Source organism: Pseudomonas sp. c313 (assembly GCF_055407145.1).
Genome location: NZ_JBUZRD010000014.1, coordinates 70,676 through 90,312, shown reverse-complemented (window position 1 = coordinate 90,312; position 19,637 = coordinate 70,676). Strand labels below are relative to the sequence as shown.

Genomic DNA, 19,637 nt, shown 5'->3' with positions numbered 1-19,637 from the left:
AATTTTGGCTTGGCGTCTATGGAAATAGTCGCGGATGGGGTCAAAAAGTGCCATGCGCCCTTCTGCCTCTAAAAGTGGTGATAACCTATTTTATCACCATTAATGAGGAAGAGGGGTTCATCAGATTTTGTAGGCGCCGTCCAGTCATTTGTTGTTGGGATTCGCGTGCGCATATTCTGGAAAAGCTTCCTCAAACCCGGGATCCCCCAGAGCAATCCTGGTCATTACAACCACAGCGATCGTACCTCTGAGTTCACCAACCGAGGCGTCATGTTTCTCACGCACGTCCCGAGGGGCGTGCCCGAAAGCCCAAGCTTCGATATCGGCCACTTCGGCCAAAAAGGCATCAGGGAGCTGCTTACCAATTTCCATAGGTCCGCCACGAATAGATTAGAAAGGCTTGGAGGAACCCGCCATTAGCGGGTTCGCGGCTGGATCACATACAGCGTCACAAACGCTGTATTTCATCGTTCATGAAGGCTATGAGGTCGCTTCCAAGCTGTCTCACCAGTCGAGCTTTTGAAGCGTCACTTGGAACCACTTTATAAAACGAAAATTCATTTTCAGACGAGTGTTGTCTTATTATCAGGTGCGTTTTCACCAAGCGCTTAAGCTGTCTAAGGCGTGCAACTTCGTCAACCATTTGAGTGATTGCAACCACAAACCATTCGCCAGGCTCGGTTGGCTCAATGCCTTCATGTCCTGCCAAATCCAACGTGAGCTTGTAACCGTTTAACTTTAAGCCGTTTACGATAGAGAGTATCTTTTCGGATGGGACGTGACAGTCAGTAATTCCGCCAGTACCGGAATTGCTAACCAGCCCAACCTTCTTGTTTTGAAAATAAACCTTACACGACCATGCAAGGCCACGTTGCGTTTCAGATTCGCTGTATCCTTTAAGAGTTACACCCACAGCACGTATTGCTTTGATATTTTCATAACTGTTCATAATCACCTCCGTGGATATGGTAAGCCATTATATCAAATAATTTTGTATTGTGGCTATTATACGGAATAAGGGGGCCAAATAAAAAAGCCCCCGGATTTGTATTAAATTATCGTGTGTATGCAGTAGATGGACAGAGAAACCAACAGTAATAGGCTGATGATTATAGGTCTTCCAATAGCGTGTTGACGGTTGCTTGCAAGCGTTACGAAAACAACTGCAGAGCTTATTAATGGAATCATCCAACCGACCGGGGCTTGCAGCAGAATTGATACGACGATTTCGAGCGGATTGTTTGACTGATGCGTTAAAGCCCAAAAAGGCATGTTGCCACTGCCTAAGACGAACCCCGCAGTTAAGCACAGAGCACCAAATGCAATCAGCCCAACACAAACCCAACCCCATGCTTGCCAACGTGCTGTATTGGCAACTTTAGTAGCAACAAGATGACTGGTTTGAGCCACCGCTGCGGAAAGTGTACTCAAAGCTTTCTTGCTTTCAGCGTCAACGATTTCTGCAATAAGTTCTCGCTGTTTTTCGATAACCACATCGACCTGGCCCGCGATGAGCGCAGGGTATTTGCTGTATAGCGTGTCATATGATTCTAGAGCCATCAGAATCATCCACATCGCATCATTGTCACGTATGTTTAGCGCGTTTTTAACACGGTATAACCTTTCAACCTCCTTTTCTGATGGTTGACGCCCGAGTAATGCCTTAAAACTGCTTTCAATGTCATCCATCAATCACCTCGCCAATCATACGCGCTGCATCACGCCGCCACCGGGATAGTTCTGCACGATTACCAATTGGGAGTTCGGTCATCGCTCGTGAAATCGACAAACGTTTACTGTACAAATCATCACTGACCCTATCTGCAAGATCAGGAAGTAATAGGGATTTTCCCCCTTCACTTTCAATGGTTTCACGCGTTTTTGAAAAGTTGTAGAGCTCGAATTTTTGTTCGTCGCCGAAATATCCGTTTCTGATTACATGCACCTTGGTCCCAGGAAGCGCATCACGGTACTCCTTCAGTAGCTCAAGACTGTCTCTCTGACGGTTGATTACCCACAGCGTTGTAAGCTCTCGACCCAATTCCGCCAGGGTGCTATTAAGCGTCTCCCCGTACGCCACCACCCCTTTATTGTTACGCGCCGCTGTATTGATCACTACAACGTGGTCTTTGAATTCATCGCAAGCGTTGACTAGATCAATCCATCCATTGGCATCATCGAGGTCAATCAGCCTTGTTTCAATCTGGTCTTTATACATTTTCCAAACGTCAGGATTTGACGTGTCCGACTCGATGACAAGGACCTTCACCCCAGCTTGTTCCAGGGAATCAACAAGGGCAATCGTGGTGAAGCTTTTTCCCACTCCGCCCTTACCGCCACCGACGACGTAAATGTCACCTTTTTTAGCTTCTTTAGATTTCATCAGTATCATCCTTAGGTTTGAAACTACCCGGTGTAACCGGTGTTACTCCGGGTGAATTTTTTGTGTTACTCACGGGTTTCGGACTGACTTCCGGAACGGGCTTTTCTGGTGCTTTTTTTACCCCTCCACGTCTAGCGCCATTCGACGTTCCACGGGGTTTACTGTTGGTGCGCGGATTTGACTTCACCGGCGAACCCTTCACCTTCGTGAGATAGCTTTTTAGGGTAGTTGGAGCGATGTCCAGCCCGCTGTCTGTAAGGATTTCTGCGATTTTCTCGATGCTGTACCCCCGAGACTGCAAGTCTCGGATAGACAAGGCCATCATCCTTACTGCTTCCAGCTTTGAAACCTTTCGATCTGGATCTTCTACCTGAGGCATCTCCTCAAGCTTCCCCCGAAGTATCTCTATCTGCGAAACGCTGATCGCCATTCGCCTTTCCTCAGAATGTGCATTTGACTCGATTGTATGGGCATCTCTTGCGCAGTCAAGGTCCGTACGATAGCCTGCATACGAAATGAGGTCTAGAATTTTGGACAGGGTAGGGTTTGTACTCCCGCCATAAATGGCGTACGTACAACCGGCCTCGCTGCAGTCGTTTCACTCCCTTGCGATGCCTACCTCCCTGCTCAGGGCTGCGCCCCGAGACCCCTTGAACAGAGAAGGACCTATTATGAGTACGAGTGAACAGCGGCGCCGAACCGGCCGCCTGCCACCTATTAGGTGTTTTGAAGACGAGGAAGAAACCGTTCGACAAAAGGCGTATGACTGCGGCCAAAGCGTCGGGCAATTCATGCTCGCGGCTGCGTTGAATCGGCGTACGCGCAGCAAGATGGAGGGACACATCCTCAACGAGCTGCGCAGGCTTGGGGGGCTTCAAAAGCACCTGTTTAACGAAGGTGGCGGCAAGCTATCCAAGGAGTACGCACAGATCCTGGTTGAGCTAAAAACGGCCATATCAAGGATCGGAACGTAATGCTTGCCAAAGTCCCACCACGCAGAGCTGACGGTAAATCCAGTTTTGCGGATTTGGTTGAATACGCAACTCAACGAGACGATGAAAAAGAGGAACTCACCGATGAGCTCGATCCAGGCTACAGCCGAAGAGACAACGCAATTCTTGAGTCTGCTAGAGCGCATCTCGAAAGAGCAGCAGACAATCTGCGAGCGACTGGACGAATTAGCCTTGCAGATGCAGATGCCATCCGAGGGCGTCTTGGAAGTGCTCGAAGGGCTCTTGACACCGATGGGCGTCGACATGTCACGTCTCAGCACGAAGTTCCAGGAAACGTTGACCGACGTAGTCACCAGCAGCACCAAGAGGTAGATGCCGATGAACATGAAAGAAGCATTGCCGTTGCTCGAAACCATCTTGCAACAGCAGCAAGTCATCTCCGACAAGCTACAAGAAATCATCCTGACTTTGCGGCACGAGCCCGAGCCCGTCGAACCTCAATTGCGTTTCATGTTGCAGCCGCTCAGCGAAGGGATCGAGGAGATGAGCAAGAAGCTATAGCGGAACTCGAATCAGGCTCGTTATTGGGTGATTCAATAAACGAGAAATCTACCTCAGGGGTTTCGTGTCAGCACAACTGCTTAAGCCTGGCTACCGCGGCTGCAGAAATGCGAGCAGTAGCCGCCCAGAATGCGAGAGTAAAAGACCCTGTTTACCATGTGATCCTGAGTTGGCCTTCTGACGAATCACCAACTGACGATCAAGCTTTTGCGTCTGGACTGCATGCCATGGAAGCAGTGGGCATGAAAGACCATCAATACGTATTTGCGATTCACCATGACACGGATAACGTACACCTTCATATGACTGTAAACCGTGTACACCCTGAATCATTCAATGCCGTTTATCCGGACCGTGATTATTTTCGATTAGACTATGCAATGCGTGAGCTTGAGTTGCGCTACGGATGGCAACACGATAATGGTCCGAATACGGTTGTCCATGAGAATGGTAAGCCCATCATTCAATGGGCATCTACTAAGCCTAAGCAGCAAGGGAAACTTCCAACCAAGGCTGCTGATATGGAGCGTCATGCTGATCAGCAAAGTCTGCATTCATACGCTCGCGGGGAACCTCGGAAGCAAATAGCCAAATTGTTGAAGTCCGATAAATTGTCATGGCAAACTCTCCATTCCAATTTAGCTAAATTTGGATTGGGTATTCGTCCTAAAGGTCGAGGGCTTTCGATATATGATTTTAATGAAGTCTCAGCCACAGGCATCAAAGCCAGTGACATGCATGAACAGTTGTCTTTAGCTCGGCTTGTAAAACGCCTTGGCGAGTTCCAGGAGCGTGAGCTGCCTAAAGGCTTTATGAGCAGCATGACTTACGATAAATATGCCTCCCCTAAACGCGATCCTCTTGAGCGTCAAAATCGTCGTGAAGAGCGCGCACAGCTTCGCAAAGCAACACGGGCACGTTTCGATGCCTACCGTGCTGCCTTTGTATATCGCCGAGTTGATAAAGAGTGGGTCAAGCAACAATTTATTCTAATACGAGACCAGGCCCGTCAACAGCGCGCTGACATAAAGTCTCGAATAAGAAATCCACTTGATCGTAAAGCATTCTACAGTATTCTCGCATTTGAAACATTAAGGTCCCGCGAGGAACTGATAACTAAAATCCAAGTCTTACGCCGGGAATTAAAAGATGATGCCGCTAATAAGAAACTCACTTTTCGCGAGTGGGTTGAGCGTGAGGCTGCAAATGGCGACCCTGGTGCAATTAGTCAATTGCGTGGCTTTTCATATGGCGATAGACGTAAAGAAAATGCAGAAGGTAATGCGATCATTTTTGCCGGGGATATAGATCCAAAGTCCAGCTCAAATCTGTTCTCTGCCGGTACCGTTCGCCGTGATGGAGCTGTGGTATTTCGTCGAGATGATGGCGATCCTGGTTTTGTGGATCACGGCGGGAAGGTCTCTTTCCCTGGCGGGCTTCTTGATGACGAACTGTTGGCCCACGCACTCGACGACACTCGTTCACGATGGGATAGGCCCATTGAGATAAAAGGGTCGCCCGAGTTCATTGATGCGGCGCTCAAAGCCCTAATTGAGTGTGGTTACACCGGCGATCTGGCTCATCCATCCCTCAAGGCACGCCTCAAATCCATTGCTGACCAGCAGGCTCTTGCGAAGGTTCGCCCTGTTAAACGTGGCCCACGTGCATAACAGTCGTTGTTATGCGCTTTTCCGTATTGTAGTATTCATACGAAATCAATGGAGATATTCCTATGGACCTGAACCGATACCCGTTTGCCGCGCTACTTGCTGCAATCGCTCTCACTGGTTGCGCATCCAAGCAGCCAGATGTCAGCGCCCAAACCCTGATTGATCAGCAGATTCTCGAAGCTACCCAGAAAATCGAAGCTGCCCAAGTCGATTTGTACCAGGCCGGCGCACTGAATAGTCGTGTGGTTATGCGTACACCCAACACGAACCTGGACGATAAACAATTCGTCACCATCAGCTGGCAGGGCGATGCTATCCAGCTCCTTACAAAGCTCGCACAAGACCGCGGTCAGCGATTCGAATACATGGGTTTACGTATGCCATTGCCCGTGAACATCGACGTCAAGGGCGCCCGGTATCAAACAGTGCTTTCTATGCTGCGTGCGCAGATCGGATACCGAGCAGCCATTACTGAGGCCCCAGACAAACTGGTTCTTCAGTACAACCGGCCCCAAGGCTGAACAGGGGGATTCTCATGAAACGGTTTATGTTCGCTGTGCTCCCGCTGATGATCTCCTTGGCCGCACATGCAGCTGAGGAGCCTGTGCTCGATCCGTCGAGTAACGATACAAAATCGTCCGTTGAAGCGTCGCCTCCTGATCTGGATGCTTTGCTCAACCCCCAATCCCAAGCCACTACCAAAGTCACTGATATCCGCTCGCAGCTTCTAACGGGTGTGGGACACACGGTAGGCTTCCGCGGCGGTATGGCTGCTCGGGGTCACGAACTTATTGATGGTCTCAACAGCCGCGAACCGGCGTTGGATGCCATGTACAAGTTTGGCCCGATGATTGCGAAAAACGGCACATTGCCGCCGGTGATTGTCGAAGCTCGTGACCTGGCTGCTTTTTCCCCGGACCAGATTCGGACAGCTAACCGCGTCTACAAGATTGAACGTGAAGAGCGCTTTGTCAGCGTACCGCCAACGTGGCGGGACTACCTATATGTAGGTCTTCCAGTGCGGCAGTCTGTTGAGCTGCCTGCTTTCGAGTCGCGGCCGCAGGACGATGCTGAAGATCAGATCTGGAAAAAGGCAGTCCGTGAAGGTTGGGCAGACGGTTACAAGCAAGCCGATGCGATCCTTGAAGCGAATTTTCATCGCCTTACTCGCGACTACACCGGAATGCACCTCTACTCAACGCTGCTCCAAGCCGACATGATCACGACGACTCGTGTTGCTGAATCTCAGCAAACGGTTACCGGGGATAGCAAACAGTTGATGTTGGGCGACAAGCTGCGACGGGTTACTGACAAGGCGAAGTTCATTACCGATCCTGGAAAGTGGCGTCCAACCGTTAAGAAGGAAGCTCCAAAACCTAAACCCGCTGTCGCGCCTAGCCCTCAGGTACCAGCGCAATGACTCAACCGATACTGGAGCCCTTCAATTTTGAGGGTGATCTTGGTCCGCATAGTTTTCGCAGATTTCTAAAATACTGCGCGGATCAGGGTGTGTCAGACGTCTTGGTGCAAGGCGGCGACTACATCTGGGCTGAGCTGCATGGCAGGCAGTTGCGGGCATCCGTTTCCACTGTGAAACAAGGACAGCTGTCAGTCCTGATCGCTGCTCTGTGGTCCCCTGAGATTGAAAGCCTGATCAAGCGTGGCGATGAAGGCGTAGATCGGGCTCTTGAGATTACTGGCAGCGATATCGGCCTCGAGCGTGGCATGACGCTGCGCTTCCGTACCAACTTTGTTCAGGCCCGGATTGCGAACCTGGATGAAGCGTACTCAATCACCATGCGCGTGATTCCGGTCGATCTCCCTGATATCGAAAAAATGGGGATCGAGCCTGATCTGTTTGAAGAGCTGTTTCCCGAAGCTGGGTTGGTCATCGTCTGTGGACCAACAGGCTCGGGAAAAACTACCTTACAGGCTGGGGTGTACAAGCACATTGGAACGGTGATGCCTGATCGCAAGGTCATCACTTTCGATGATCCTATTGAGTACGTGCTTGGAGGGCCACACTGGAAGGGACCTCAACCGGCCCAGTCGCAAATCGGCCGCGATATCGCAGACTTTCCAAAAGCGATGCGCAATGCCGTTCGTAGAAAGCCCAGTATCATTGGTATCGGAGAGGCGCGGGACCGTGTCTCTATCGAGGCGATGGTTGAAGCTTCTCTCTCGGGCCATACGTGTTACGCCACGATGCACACGGAGTCGGTAGCAGAAACGATCAACCGGGCAATTCAAACCTATCCACCCGAGCAACAGTCCGGGATTGCATCGCGGCTCGCCGGTGCGTTGCGGGTTATCATTGTGCAAAGGCTCCTTAAAACGACCGATGGCAAGCGCACGGCGATTCGTGAGTACCTGGTCTTCGATCGGGAGTTCAGGTCGGAAATGCAAAGTCTTCCGTATAACGAATGGGCAATGTTGATTCGTACCAAGCTTGAAGATGCTGCAGGCACTCTCGATGATAAAGCTTGGAGGCTGTACCAGGACGGCAGGATCCTGCAGGATGAATTTGTTGGCGTCGCAGGCATGAAGGAATTCAGAAAACGCTCGCTAAGCGCGCAGGAGAATTAGACGTATGCCTTCAATTTGGAGAGCTGCTTCAGAACCGTTGACCGCTTTGGGCATTCCGGTTTCAGCGTACTTGCCCTTGCTGGGTTGGATGTATTTTCCGAGCTGGACTACGTTCTACATGGCCGTGGGCGTAATTATCATGTTCGGGATTTTGGCCAAGCTTGGGTGGACCTTAAGCGTGTGCTGGAACAAGCTGCTGGGATTCTTACGTGGTGGAGTCATCTATGCCCGACCCTGGTGGTTCAGGAAGCGTTTCCGAGACTAAAAAAAACCGCCAAGGCGGTTTTTTATCGTAATCGGTGGGTGGTTTGAAATCACCTGCTCCGGGGGCCCCTATCTTTCAAAGACGGAGAGCCGACTGCAGCGGTAGCTGAATCCACCTGGCTAGGGTTCGGTGGTTCCAGAGTAATGCGGATGCCGGGATTCAGCCGGCATGAAGCTTCCTTGATCGAATCCCAGTGGGAATGGGGGACGATGCCCACTGTCAGTGGCTTTTCGCTTATGGTTAATTTTGCTGGATAGGCAATCACCTTCATATGCTCCCATCCCGGGGCCTCAATGAGTGATGACACCAGATCCGGTCGTTGCTGCAACAATAAATGGGGCTTAGCCAGCTCCAATTTACTCGGTGTAATTCCTTCACTGGCCAGGCGTTCATGGAGCACCCCCTGGAGGTTATCCATCATGCTCCTGGACATCCTAGCGAACGATATAAAATCGTGATTCGGAATGTCATCTGGCCGCATCATATTCGGGTTCTGTTTTTGATCCAGTTCAACCAAGAAATCTACAACCGTGAACTGGAGTCTGTTTTTGTCCGCATAAGCACGTGCAGCCATGAAGCCATCTTGCTTGCTTTGATAGCCGTACAGTGCCGGAAAAGCGCCCGTGATCGGGGCGTTCGTCGGCACGCCGCAATCCTTAAGAGCAATTGCCCTTGGCGCGGGCCCGGAAAAAAAATATACGCTCGATAACTCAATAATATGTGAGTCTGGCTTATCAGTCGTGCTCACCTACGCCACCTTGTTTTGACCAACCCTGAATCAAGACCTTTTCAACCTTCTGGCGATCTCCTACGTTGCTTGCTACATCCTGCATCAAGCGCTTGCACTGCTTCGGAGTGAGCGCAAGTCTTTTGAGCGCTTCAACCCATCGCATCACCGGTCTACCTGGCTTCCCATCATGCAACATTAGACGATAAACAGAGGGTGGGGATCTTCCTATCAGAGTAGCGAATGCGTCTCGATCTTGCGGAGAATCCTGCAACCCTAAAAATTCATAAAACTCCCTGATGTCTAGCGGTGGCTGAACAGGTGATGACTCAGGGTGTTGACGGTAAAGGTGCAGCAGCATTGCAATCACTGGATCACTAATTTGCTCTGCGGACTGCTCAGGATTCGTCAACTCCTCCCATTTGGCCTTCTGAAGGCCAAAGGCATCCGCTGCCGCAACCTTGGTCAGACCATTCTCGATCCGCCATCGCTCTAAATCTGTCCCACAGATCGGGTGAATCTCATCAATGTCGATAGACATGTGCTCCCCTCAAGTGAAGCTGTAAAGCGCCTGCCTCGGCCTCTGTACACGGTTCTTCCAAAACCGTGCTATTTTGAATAATATACACAATACGAAATTAAAGCAGCCACGGTCCAGCCCGAAAGCAACCGATGTGAAGCTCGCAACTTCACGCTTAGCTTGCGGCGTAACGGGCAAAGGACTCCCCACCACCTCCACAGAGGCAGGAGCGCCCATGAGCGTTGAATCAGAAGCTTTACTGCAAGAGTTTCGCCAAGCTGTGTACGAAAAACACAGTTCGCCGCAGACGGCGATGGAATCCTCTCCGGATGGCGCCATTCAGCATCGTGCTGAGGCGTATCAGGCATGGCTTCAGAGCAGCCTAACTGACGGTGAAACCTTCACAATTCCCGATACCCTACTAAGGCACTGGGTCGTCGCTGACATCACGTCTTGGCGTTCAGTAGATCCTAGTTCCGCAGAAAATGCAGTCACGGCATTACATCGCAATGTTTTCGCATACGATACCTATGCGGAATTGCTAAAGGAACTGCATCGGGAGGTTTACGACCAAATTATTTCGCGGTCGGAGGTGGCTGAATCGTTTAATGGGTTCAGCAGTGCTGGCTCTCCTGGGGACGAACCGGCAAAAACCGATCCAAGTGTGATACTCAGCGAGCTGCTTAAGGACATAACGTACCGTGAGCGACGGGATGGCAGCGTTCTCTACCTTCTGAAAGAAAAGCCGATTTTTGTTGACCATGGGCAGCAGATCCTCATGGAGGCATCCGCGCAGGACGACGAACTGGCGATTCTTGCAGCACTTCATATGGCAAAGCAGAAATTCGGCGGATCCATAGAGTTGACCGGTTCAGACGAATTCAAGCGCCGAGCTCTGGAGGTAATGATCAAGCATAACGTGCAGGTTGAACTGAAGAATTCAGCTCAAGATGCGCTGCGCCGCGAGATGATGGGTCTACCACCCATCGGAGACGTATCTTCCGGACAGGACTCAGCTCCGGCTCCTGATTTAACGGCCACGAGGAATCAGTCATCCCAGCCTGGAACATCTGACTCGGGAAAAGCAACTGCACCGGCTGATGCCCCCACCGCTGAAGCGCCCGCAGCTGAACCAGTGAACCACTATCAGGGGGAAGTCTTAGAGTTTGGCTCTGCGCCCTACCAGTTCGATATCTCAAACAGCCGCAGTTTCTACGTCACGCTCAAAAATTCCGACGGGGAACGGAGGACTACTTGGGGTGTGGATCTGGAACGAGTAATCGAAGAACAGAGCATTGAGCGTGGCGATCAAGTGGAGCTGAAGAACCTCGGTCGCAAGGACATCATCATTGAGGTGCCTGTCCGAGACACATCAGGACAAGTTCTTCGCTATGAAGAACGGAAAACCCACCGCAACGAGTGGGGTATTGATGTGATCGGCAAGGCATCGGCTGATGTAACACCCCCTACTCCACTGGAGCCTGGAGAATCTGCAATCAAGGCACATGATGCCAAATGGCTGGACGATTTAGGTGTCCCTGCGGAAGCGTTTGATACCCATCCGAAAATGCTTTCAATGCGTGGCGAGGACCATGCTGTCCTGCTGCTCAATGGAGTTGAGACCACACCGGAAGGATTTGCCACTGTCGAAAAGCTGATGGCTCAGGAACCATACCGGGCAGCGTTCGCGGCTTCGTTCGAGTCAGAATTTGGACGGTACAACAGCCACTTCCAAAAACAGCTTGCAGATTCTGAAGGCTACGCAATTGCCAAGGAAATGCTGGCTGATGCTGAGAGCAAATATGGTGCGATCCCATTGGCCGTGATCGACGCGGAAGCTCTCATTCAAGAAGCACTGTCGAAGGGAGATCTGGACGCAGTTATCGCAGGCATAGATGAGTACGATCGCCAATACCTTTCATCCCTCGAAAACCACCGGCAGGCCGTTGCTAGCCACAACGATCACCAAGGGGCTAAAGGTGGCTTTTCAGAATCTGCCGCGCCTTCGGTCAAGCCGGCCGCTTCCGACGAAGAACAAGCTACCAACGCTGAGCCACCGCTAGCTGATCAGCCGTTGCACTTCATTCACAACGGTGAACCCGCGATAAATGATCTGGAACGCTTCCAGCCACGGCAGACTGTTGAGCAATCTCTTGCCCCAGCCGAACGATTTGCTGTTCAGGGAGTGCCGACATGGTGGGACGCTTCGCTTAATGGCGAGTTTGATCAGAAGCATTTCGATGATTTTGTGGCAAGCGGAATGAAAGATGAGCCGTTGCGCACACAGCAGCTGACAGACGACGAAATTTACGATGAATATCTTGCCTCCCAGTTTGAAAATCGTGGCGATGAGGTTCGTGAAGACAATGATCGTGAGATTCAACGTCGCTCCGAACTGGAACGTCCGGCCGCACCTGAGCCGCTGAACTTCACCCACAACGGCCAACCGGCGACGATTGACCTGGAGCGCTTCAAGTCGCCGGCCGAGTTGGAACGCCGAGGCTATCTGAGCAACGACGAGAAGCTGGCCGAAGACCAAGCGGTCAACGATCCAGAGCGACTGGCCGAGCTGCGCGCCCAGCACGATCAGGCAGCGGCAGACCGCAATCAGGAACGCGGCGAGCTTTGGGCGAATCGCGAGCAAGCCACCGTCGAGGTTGAACGTCCGGCTGCACCTGAGCCGCTGACCTTCACCCACAACGGTGAACCAGCAGAAATCGACCTCAGCCGCTTTGCGCAACCTTCCGAATCTGACTTGTCAGTAGCGTCTGAAAACCTCCCCCTTAGCAGTAGTGAGCCAGGGGGGCTGAGTGATAGATCCGGCGTTCCCTTCTCCGAGCGGGAACTGCAATTCGCTGAAAATCTGGTCCCAGTTGAAGCCCATTCCTGGTGGGAAGTCCAACGAGTCGCCATCGAATCTTGGGGCAAATCTTTGGAGGAGATGGAGGCTGATCTTCAAATCCTTGGGCCGGAGCCAAGGCTGGATCAAATCATCTGGTTCGACAAGGCTGGCCGTCAAATGCCTGCCCCTATCGATGAAGTGGAGTGGATCGCGAAACAGGCATCAATGGTATCGCAGAACGATGAATCCAATGGTTTTGTCAGTGGTGACAACACCCAGTTGCGCGGGCGCGGCGCGGCGAGCTTGTTCCCAAGCGCAGATGGTGTGATTGAACTCAATCCAGAGGAGGCCGATATGGCACAGTCAGATTCCAATGCTGAGAAAGAACCCAAACTCATCCTGCGTGGTGTTACCAAGCTCGATGACGACTCATTCGATACCACAGTCTTGCTCTATCAGGGTAAAGGCGATTACCTGCAGGGCTTTGTGAAGGTCGACGGTGTCAAGCACCAGGTGCTTGCCTTCATGAATGAACGCCATCCAGACCCCAAGACTGGCGAGATAAAACCGAACTTCATCACGCTTTCAGAGCCAAGCAAATCCGGCACTGATGATGAATCAAAGTGGAACCAGATCGGTTACGGCAATGCCGTAAATCGCCGCGGCGACGGTAAGGAGGTTCATTTTGATGAGGTCCTCTTTAACGTCGGTGGCACCATTGTGAAGTCGAAGGTGACTAAGCACGCCGATGAGGAACTCCACAAGAAGCTGGGCTTTCTTGAGCCTCGCAAGGAGCGCGAGAAACCTTCCTCCTCCCCAAAAGATGAAGCACCGGCCGCTGGTCCCGTGAGCGAGGCAAAAGCCCCGATGCCACCTACTAAAAATCGAGTCCGGGCTTAATGCTCGCCCGCTTCCTGGTTACGAGAGGACCTGCAATGAAATCACTCACTCGCACGCTACTGGTTGTGCTTCTTCTATGTTCTTCCATTGGCGTACAAGCAGCGACTTGCCGCAGCGGTGAAGCAGCAATGCGCGGTGGCGAAGCAGGTCTTGCCCGTGACCAGGGCGCGGCTGACTCAAACGAGACAGCAGAGAAAACATCGTCGGATATCTTGGGAAAATGTATCGGCGGTATTACCGGCATTTTCGGCACGACCAGCTTTCCAGATCTTTCTGCAATCTGGCAAATGATCAAAGATAAGGTGTGTTCAATCGCGAGCTCTCAAGTGCGCGGTGTGGTCTCCCAAGTGAACGGCGAAATCAACGGGGTCATGACTCAAGTAAACGGTGCTGTAACTGATACGATCAACCAAACCGGCGTTAACGACACTGGAATGGGGTCTGTGGTCGGCAGCGGCGACACTAACATCAGCGGCCCCTCCGTGCAGAACGCCAAGAGCACCAGTTCGACGGACTCTGCATTTTGGAATGACATCTGGAAGTGACAAGGAGGTGGCCATTATGAAGCAGATCGAAGATTTGGCGTGTAAGCAGGCGGATACAGTGGGCAAGATTTTGTCCGTTCCACCTCAAATTTGGAGCGAGATCGAGCAGTATCGCATTGCTCGTAATGAAGCCTTGGCATTCGACGATGATACCAACCTCCCGCTCGTGGAGGATCTAAGCCAGCGGTGGCAAACCGAAGCTATGAATTTGGCCCGTTGGCTGTCCGCACAGTTCCCTGATGACGAGCGGCCAAAAGCAGTGGGCGCTTGTCGAGGTGCTCATCATGGAAAGTAATCCGATTCCGGGTATCACCTTCGGGCTCATGCGTGACGATCAGATTTACGTCCAGTATGCGTGCGATGAGTATTCGACCTCTATCCAAATTGAATGGGAACCCATAAATGGTGGATGGTCGCCACGGATGACAGCGGAGGGGATGGCGCTCAGGTTTTTAGCGACACACACGATAGTGCTGAAAATCTTCGCAGGAACAACCGAGCCAACAATGGAAGAGGTACTCAATGCCCTTGCGCTATTTGGTCAACGCCATGATATCGGGTTAGGAAACATCCCAACCGTGACAGCTCGAGATCCTCACAATGGTTGGGCTGCCTTATTTGAAGAGTGCCGGATTCCCTAGGATTATCCGGAGTGACACACAGCGTCAGATCAAACCCCGCTCCCTTCCTGGAGCGGGGTTTTTTTCTTCAAGCGCGCATCTTTTTCGCTTCTGGTGCAGCACTACCCTGCAGTACCGTCGACTTCGGCGTCCACGTTGAGATGTAGTTGTCGTCTGCTTGCATCAGCTTGAGCTCTGTCATCACATCACGCGAGTCATCCCTTAGATTTTCCAATCGGCTCTGCTGCTGGAATGGCTTTCCTTTCTCTATTTTGGCCTTGGCCAGCTCATCCCTTTCGCCGATCCTCGAATTCTCAGCGTCGGTGCGCCACCCTTCAAACCGGTCGAGGAAGTTGTCTAATCGACTGATGAAGCCTGGCAGGCTGAACTTGTCATCGGTGCGATATACCAGGTTGTCCGGTTCGTACGAATCGCTACCTGTGACAGTGAACTGAATCTTGTGCCGGTTACACGAGACATCGATCTCAAACCCCCTGTAGGTGCCCACACGAATGATTGCAGCACGTTGAAACGTGTCCTCGGCCTTGCGGTCGACCGCTACCTTCATGCTCCCCAGGATTGCGCCCAAGAGCTGCTCTTTGTTGTCCTCCCTGTAGCTCTTCGCTGCAGTCTTGAACTCAAACGCGGAGCCAGTGCCGGCATTCCGTTTCGCGATCTCGCCGTTCCACCGAGAGACCGATCTATCAGCCCGTTTATCAGCCTCCTCAAGCCATGCAATCCGGCTGTCCAGGGCATGCTGGTTTCGCTTGAAGTTGGAGAAAAGTGCTTCCACCTTCTTTAACTCAGCGGCGAGTTGAACTTGGAGGAAAATTAGCGGGTTTCCGGTCGCTGCGGCCTTCATCTCGGCAGCGTTCGCAGCTTCGCTGGCCACGTCGTCAATTACACGCTGAAGGCCATCGCCTTTCCGGAACTGCTCGATGCCGGCAGCCTTGTACTCGATGGTCTGCCACATCCTGCTGTCGTAGGTTTGTTTGGTGGCATATCGCAGGATCTCGATCTCAAAGCCGTCTGGATTCTGCTCATAAAACATGTTGCCCTGCCGCTCGATACGACCGTCACGTTGCTCAAGATCGCTTGGTCGCCAAGGCGCGTCGACGTGGTGGAGTGCAACCAGTCTGCGCTGGACGTTAGTGCCTGCGCCCATTTTAGTGGTGGAGCCAAGCAGAACCCGAACATCACCGCGGTTCATTTCGTCGAAGAGTTTCGACTTCTGCAGGTCAGTGTTGGCTTCGTGTATGAATCTCACCTGATCGGCCGGCACTCCCCTGTTGATGAGTTTGGTCCGGATCTCCTCGTACACGCTGAAGGACGCATTGCCAGCCAAGATTTCATCCATGGAAATGGCATCTGCATCGTCGTCGTCATCCTGAGAGGCTTCAGGCGCAGCAATGGGCCGTTTTTTTCCTTTCGGGGTGGAAAGGTCGCAGAATACCAATTGAGTGCCTTGGCGAGCATCCCAGGCTTCCCAGATGCGATGTACGTTATCAACACATGCATTCACCTTGCTGCCAAGGAAGTCGTCAGAGTCAGGATCAATCAATCGGAAGTCTAGCCCCGCCTTCCGGGCATCGTTAGTGATCTTCAGCGGGTTGTCGATGCGAGGATCCCGTGGAAGGTTTTCCATCCGGTGGATGATAGATCCCTTGTTCCAACTCCGGATGACCCCGCCGTCGGCACGATGAATGGGCTTGCCGTGATCATCCAGTATCTCGGATTGAACCCCCATGTATTGCGCTTGTTCCTCGGAGCGCTCGACGATGATGTTTTGAGGACGACCGCCCTTGACCCTCGGCACGGGAAAACGAGTACCTCGGTCTGCGGCTTGCCGCTGCAAATCCGCCCTGGTGATGACGTCCGCAAAGGTTCGGTACATCGTGTTCAGCTCAGGCACATTTTGAAATCTGGAAAATCTTGAGTTGAGTCGGTAATTCACACCGGTGGCATCCAGCTCCCAGCCGGTGACTACTTGGCCGAAGGTGGACGCCCAGGCATCGAAATGTACGATCCCGCGTTCCTTCAGTTCGTCGTACTGCATGTAACGTTGGACGGTATATAGCTCAGCAATGGTGTTGCTTAGGGGGGTGCCAGTTGCGAGGAATACTCCTCGGCCGTCGTACCGCTGCTGCAGGTACCGACATTTAACGAACAGATCAAAGGCCTTTTCGGAACCTGTGAGGTTGCCCAGGCCAGAAATCCGGCTTAGCGAGGTGGTAATGAACAGGTTTTTGAACTCCTGCGCCTCATCGACAACCAGTGCATCCACACCCAGATCTGCAAAGGTCACTGCCTGATCCTTTGCGCCGGTATCGGCTTTCTTCTCCAGACGCTCTTTCATCCGCTCCTTGGCTTTCTCCATCTCCTTGATGGTGATGCGGTCCCCGCGGTCGTTCTTGAGATCGATGATTGCATTGCTCAGGTCGCTAATTTGCTCCTGTAGCAATTTTTCGAGCGTGTCCTGAGGCATCCCGATTTTTTTGAACGAGCTATGGGCCACCACGACGGCATCCCAATCGCCCGTGGCAATACGGGCAAATAGGCGCTCGCGATTTTCCTTCTTGAAGTCAGACTTCTCAGCAACCAGGACGTTAGCGTCTGGATATAGTGAGTAGATGGCGTCCTTCCACTGCAGCAATAGATGGTTGGGTACCACCAGCATCGGCTTGTTCAGCAGACCCATGCGCTTGCTTTCCATGACGGTCCCAACGCACACCAGAGTCTTGCCGGCGCCGACGACGTGGTCGAACAGCGCAGTGCCGTCTTGAATGCCTCGCCAAATCCCATCCTTCTGATGGGGCCGCAGAGTGATATCGAGCGATGCGCCGGGAAGCTGGAGGTGAGATCCGTTGTACCGCGATGGAATATTGGTGTTGAACCTGTCGTTGTACAGCCTGGCCAACGTCACACGCTGATCTTTGTCCTCCCAGATCCAGTCAACGAATGCCTGGCGTAACTCGTCGGCCTTCTGGTTTGCTGCAGCGGTTTGAGTCTCGTCAACCTGCATGATTGGCTGGCCGTGATCGTCCCGGCCGACTTCAGTTTTGACCTGAATGGATTTGTTAGTCAGAACCGCTTCAATCAGTTTGTTCGCCGGGTAGGCTTCGGTACCCCAAGTCACCCGACAAGTTGTGTTATCGCCCTGACCGATATCAGCAATCCATTTTCCGAGCGCTGCCTGGTAGCTGATCCGCCTCTGTACATCACCGAGGAGATGAACCACGAATTTATCGACGACGGTATCGGGTACCCAGGTTGAACCCAGCTGGACGGAAATATCCACCGGATCGATGTCAGCAGGCTGAACCGGGCGTAAGGCGTCTACGTTATGCAAAAACCGTGGATCTTGTTCAGCTGCCTTGATGGCCCCGCGGAGCTTGGCCTTCACGTTCCCGGTTAAATACTGGTCCGCAGTTTCCCAGCGATCCTTACCAGGATTGAAATAAATCAAACCGCGAAGGTCAGAAATGATGTCTTCTTCGGATCGACCGCAGAGGCGCACCATTCGCTCCAGATCAACGCGGCCGACCTGGTTCATGGACACGACCAAAGCATCTTTTGCTGAGTCGACGTGCCGCACTTCCTGTCGGGGAGTCATCACTCGACGGCTGAAAATCGACGCTTTATCGGCACTAGGAGGACGTACCGCCACCTCGTGTTTGCGGGCCATATCAGCTGAGATGCCCCGGTCGTAATTGCTTTCCAGAGCATTCAGCAATGGATATTCAGGATCGTCGCACATGGCCAAGCGGTTAGCCTGGCTGCTGATATGGCCATGCCTGCGAATGAACCGATCGTACACGGTGTTGAGGCGAGCCCGATGCATATCCAGGTCGCTTTCAATACCCTGGGATTGTTCTGCAGCCATCAGAACCCGAAGAGTATCGCGAACCTCGACCATGCCCTTGATGCGGTCGCCTGCACGTTCGTTTTTGGGGGTGATTAGCTGGTAATCAGTCTTGGCCAGTTGGTCAGGAAGCCGACGAGCTATCAGCCCGGTTTCCGTGACGAAGTAAGAGCCCACCTTCAGGTACTCAGGCAAGACCAGCTCAGGCTTTTCATCTGCTGTTTCTGCCGAGGCCGGCGACGGCTGAGCTTTGTAGATGTCGCGGGGTAATGCTTCCAGCCGAACAGAAATCTCCGTAGCCAGGTCCCGACCAGGCTCAGCGATTAAATCTGCTGTGTCGCGATGCATGTTTCCGGAAATGACCATACGACCAGCCATCTGTCCCGGGTTGTCCAGGAAGTACTGGTTGATGGTGATTGGGGCTCCTGTCTCCCGGTCTCGTATATCGCCGACATTTACCCAGCGCTTGTCCGTTTCCTCGCCTGGTAGAGCTTTCTGGAAAAACACAATGTCAGTCGTTACTTCGGTCAATGCATTCTCTTTAAAAGCAGAATTCGGGAGTCGAATCGCGCCCAGGAAATGGGACTGTTCAGCGATATGCTCTCGAGCTTTACCGTTGGCTGCATCTAGGAAGTAGCGGCTTACGACGACGCCCATCACGCCGCCTGGCTTTAACTTGTCGAGGGATTTGGCGAGAAAATAGTTGTGAATGGAGAACCCACCAAGCTCGCGATGATGGGGGTCGTAAAGCGATTGTGAGCCGAAGGGCGGGTTGGCCACGCAAGCGTCAAAATAGCCGCTGGGAATAACTACATCCTGCAGGCCACGATTGAGATAGGTTGCAGTGGGGTACAGGTGCTTCCCTATTTCAGCTGTCAGAGGGTCGAGCTCCACCGCAGTGAACTGGCTTTCAAACCTCAGGGCTTCGGGCATCAAGCCAATGAAGTTGCCTGTGCCGGCCGCTGGCTCGAAGACTTTACCGCCCGAGAACCCCAGCCGCTGCATGCCTTCGTAGATCCCACCAATGACAACTGCCGAGGTGTAGTGGGCATCTTGAGTAGAGCGGCGAGCTTTTTCGAATTCATCCTGGCTGAGAAGCGCGCCCAGTTCCTGGTACTCACGCTGCCAAGATTGGTTGCGATGATCGAACGCCTGAGGCAGACCACCCCAGCCTACATATTTGACCAAAACTGCTTGTTCTTC

At 52.5% G+C, this 19,637-nt stretch carries 20 protein-coding genes; 12 read left to right on the top strand and 8 right to left on the bottom strand.

Annotated elements, in window-relative coordinates:
- Positions 1-144: 144 nt before the first annotated feature.
- The 5 genes from ACZRKZ_RS24900 to ACZRKZ_RS24880 all read right to left on the bottom strand — a co-directional run bounded on the left by ACZRKZ_RS24900 (position 145) and on the right by ACZRKZ_RS24880 (position 2,813).
- Positions 145-372, bottom strand: coding sequence for a hypothetical protein (locus tag ACZRKZ_RS24900; protein ID WP_463983052.1), 228 nt, complete (start codon positions 370-372; stop codon positions 145-147).
- Positions 373-448: 76 nt separating this feature from the next.
- Entirely contained in the window at positions 449-949 is a 501-nt protein-coding gene (locus ACZRKZ_RS24895; protein WP_463983051.1) for a hypothetical protein, read from the bottom strand.
- A 101-nt stretch (positions 950-1,050) separates the two neighbouring features.
- Positions 1,051-1,689, bottom strand: a complete 639-nt coding sequence (locus ACZRKZ_RS24890; RefSeq protein WP_172693398.1) for a hypothetical protein — start codon at positions 1,687-1,689, stop codon at positions 1,051-1,053.
- The gene (locus tag ACZRKZ_RS24885) at positions 1,682-2,383 is read right to left on the bottom strand and encodes a nucleotide-binding protein (RefSeq protein WP_172693397.1); all 702 of its coding nucleotides are present in this window, start codon (positions 2,381-2,383) and stop codon (positions 1,682-1,684) included. Before ACZRKZ_RS24885 ends, ACZRKZ_RS24890 begins: the two co-directional genes overlap by 8 nt.
- The gene (locus tag ACZRKZ_RS24880; RefSeq protein WP_463983050.1) at positions 2,373-2,813 is read right to left on the bottom strand and encodes a hypothetical protein; all 441 of its coding nucleotides are present in this window, start codon (positions 2,811-2,813) and stop codon (positions 2,373-2,375) included. The genes ACZRKZ_RS24885 and ACZRKZ_RS24880 overlap by 11 nt, the downstream gene beginning before the upstream one ends.
- A 241-nt stretch (positions 2,814-3,054) precedes the next feature.
- On the opposite strand from ACZRKZ_RS24880, the gene mobA reads away from it, so the two are divergent.
- From mobA to icmT, 8 genes are all read left to right on the top strand, one after another.
- On the top strand, positions 3,055-3,357 hold the full coding sequence (gene mobA, locus ACZRKZ_RS24875) for a plasmid mobilization protein MobA (RefSeq protein WP_138962918.1): 303 nt from the start codon (positions 3,055-3,057) through the stop codon (positions 3,355-3,357).
- Positions 3,358-3,459: 102 nt separating this feature from the next.
- Entirely contained in the window at positions 3,460-3,708 is a 249-nt protein-coding gene (locus ACZRKZ_RS24870) for a hypothetical protein (protein ID WP_172693451.1), read from the top strand.
- A gap of 6 nt (positions 3,709-3,714) precedes the next feature.
- Positions 3,715-3,897 carry a hypothetical protein gene (locus ACZRKZ_RS24865; RefSeq protein ID WP_138962914.1) on the top strand — a complete coding sequence of 61 codons (183 nt, stop codon included), beginning with the start codon at positions 3,715-3,717 and terminating at the stop codon, positions 3,895-3,897.
- Between the two features lie 23 nt (positions 3,898-3,920).
- Complete coding sequence (gene traI / locus ACZRKZ_RS24860) at positions 3,921-5,567, top strand: TraI/MobA(P) family conjugative relaxase (protein WP_463983049.1); 1,647 nt, start codon at positions 3,921-3,923, stop codon at positions 5,565-5,567.
- 62 nt (positions 5,568-5,629) lie between these two features.
- The gene (locus tag ACZRKZ_RS24855; RefSeq protein ID WP_172693394.1) at positions 5,630-6,088 is read left to right on the top strand and encodes a DotD/TraH family lipoprotein; all 459 of its coding nucleotides are present in this window, start codon (positions 5,630-5,632) and stop codon (positions 6,086-6,088) included.
- A 14-nt stretch (positions 6,089-6,102) separates the two neighbouring features.
- The gene (locus ACZRKZ_RS24850; RefSeq protein WP_172693393.1) at positions 6,103-6,987 is read left to right on the top strand and encodes a type IV secretory system conjugative DNA transfer family protein; all 885 of its coding nucleotides are present in this window, start codon (positions 6,103-6,105) and stop codon (positions 6,985-6,987) included.
- Positions 6,984-8,153, top strand: coding sequence for a plasmid transfer ATPase TraJ (traJ, locus tag ACZRKZ_RS24845; protein WP_463983048.1), 1,170 nt, complete (start codon positions 6,984-6,986; stop codon positions 8,151-8,153). The genes ACZRKZ_RS24850 and traJ overlap by 4 nt, the downstream gene beginning before the upstream one ends.
- A gap of 4 nt (positions 8,154-8,157) precedes the next feature.
- Entirely contained in the window at positions 8,158-8,418 is a 261-nt protein-coding gene (icmT, locus tag ACZRKZ_RS24840) for an IcmT/TraK family protein (RefSeq protein ID WP_138962903.1), read from the top strand.
- 49 nt (positions 8,419-8,467) lie between these two features.
- On the opposite strand, the gene ACZRKZ_RS24835 is transcribed toward icmT, so the two are convergent.
- Both ACZRKZ_RS24835 and ACZRKZ_RS24830 read right to left on the bottom strand, forming a co-directional pair.
- Positions 8,468-9,166 carry a hypothetical protein gene (locus ACZRKZ_RS24835; protein ID WP_172693391.1) on the bottom strand — a complete coding sequence of 233 codons (699 nt, stop codon included), beginning with the start codon at positions 9,164-9,166 and terminating at the stop codon, positions 8,468-8,470.
- A complete protein-coding gene (locus tag ACZRKZ_RS24830) occupies positions 9,153-9,686 on the bottom strand; it encodes a hypothetical protein (RefSeq protein ID WP_172693390.1) in 534 nt (177 codons plus the stop codon). The genes ACZRKZ_RS24835 and ACZRKZ_RS24830 overlap by 14 nt, the downstream gene beginning before the upstream one ends.
- Before the next feature lie 214 nt (positions 9,687-9,900).
- Between ACZRKZ_RS24830 and ACZRKZ_RS24825 the strand changes: the two genes are divergently transcribed.
- From ACZRKZ_RS24825 to ACZRKZ_RS24810, 4 genes are read left to right on the top strand one after another with little or no spacing between them, the layout of a single operon-like run.
- The gene (locus ACZRKZ_RS24825; protein WP_463983047.1) at positions 9,901-13,407 is read left to right on the top strand and encodes an LPD7 domain-containing protein; all 3,507 of its coding nucleotides are present in this window, start codon (positions 9,901-9,903) and stop codon (positions 13,405-13,407) included.
- A gap of 35 nt (positions 13,408-13,442) precedes the next feature.
- Positions 13,443-13,952, top strand: coding sequence for a hypothetical protein (locus tag ACZRKZ_RS24820; protein ID WP_463983046.1), 510 nt, complete (start codon positions 13,443-13,445; stop codon positions 13,950-13,952).
- A gap of 16 nt (positions 13,953-13,968) precedes the next feature.
- Positions 13,969-14,247, top strand: coding sequence for a hypothetical protein (locus tag ACZRKZ_RS24815; protein ID WP_172693387.1), 279 nt, complete (start codon positions 13,969-13,971; stop codon positions 14,245-14,247).
- The gene (locus ACZRKZ_RS24810) at positions 14,237-14,593 is read left to right on the top strand and encodes a hypothetical protein (RefSeq protein WP_172693386.1); all 357 of its coding nucleotides are present in this window, start codon (positions 14,237-14,239) and stop codon (positions 14,591-14,593) included. Before ACZRKZ_RS24815 ends, ACZRKZ_RS24810 begins: the two co-directional genes overlap by 11 nt.
- A gap of 67 nt (positions 14,594-14,660) precedes the next feature.
- Here ACZRKZ_RS24810 and ACZRKZ_RS24805 read toward each other — a convergent pair whose 3' ends face one another.
- Positions 14,661-19,622, bottom strand: coding sequence for an Eco57I restriction-modification methylase domain-containing protein (locus tag ACZRKZ_RS24805; RefSeq protein ID WP_463983045.1), 4,962 nt, complete (start codon positions 19,620-19,622; stop codon positions 14,661-14,663).
- Positions 19,623-19,637: the final 15 nt, after the last annotated feature.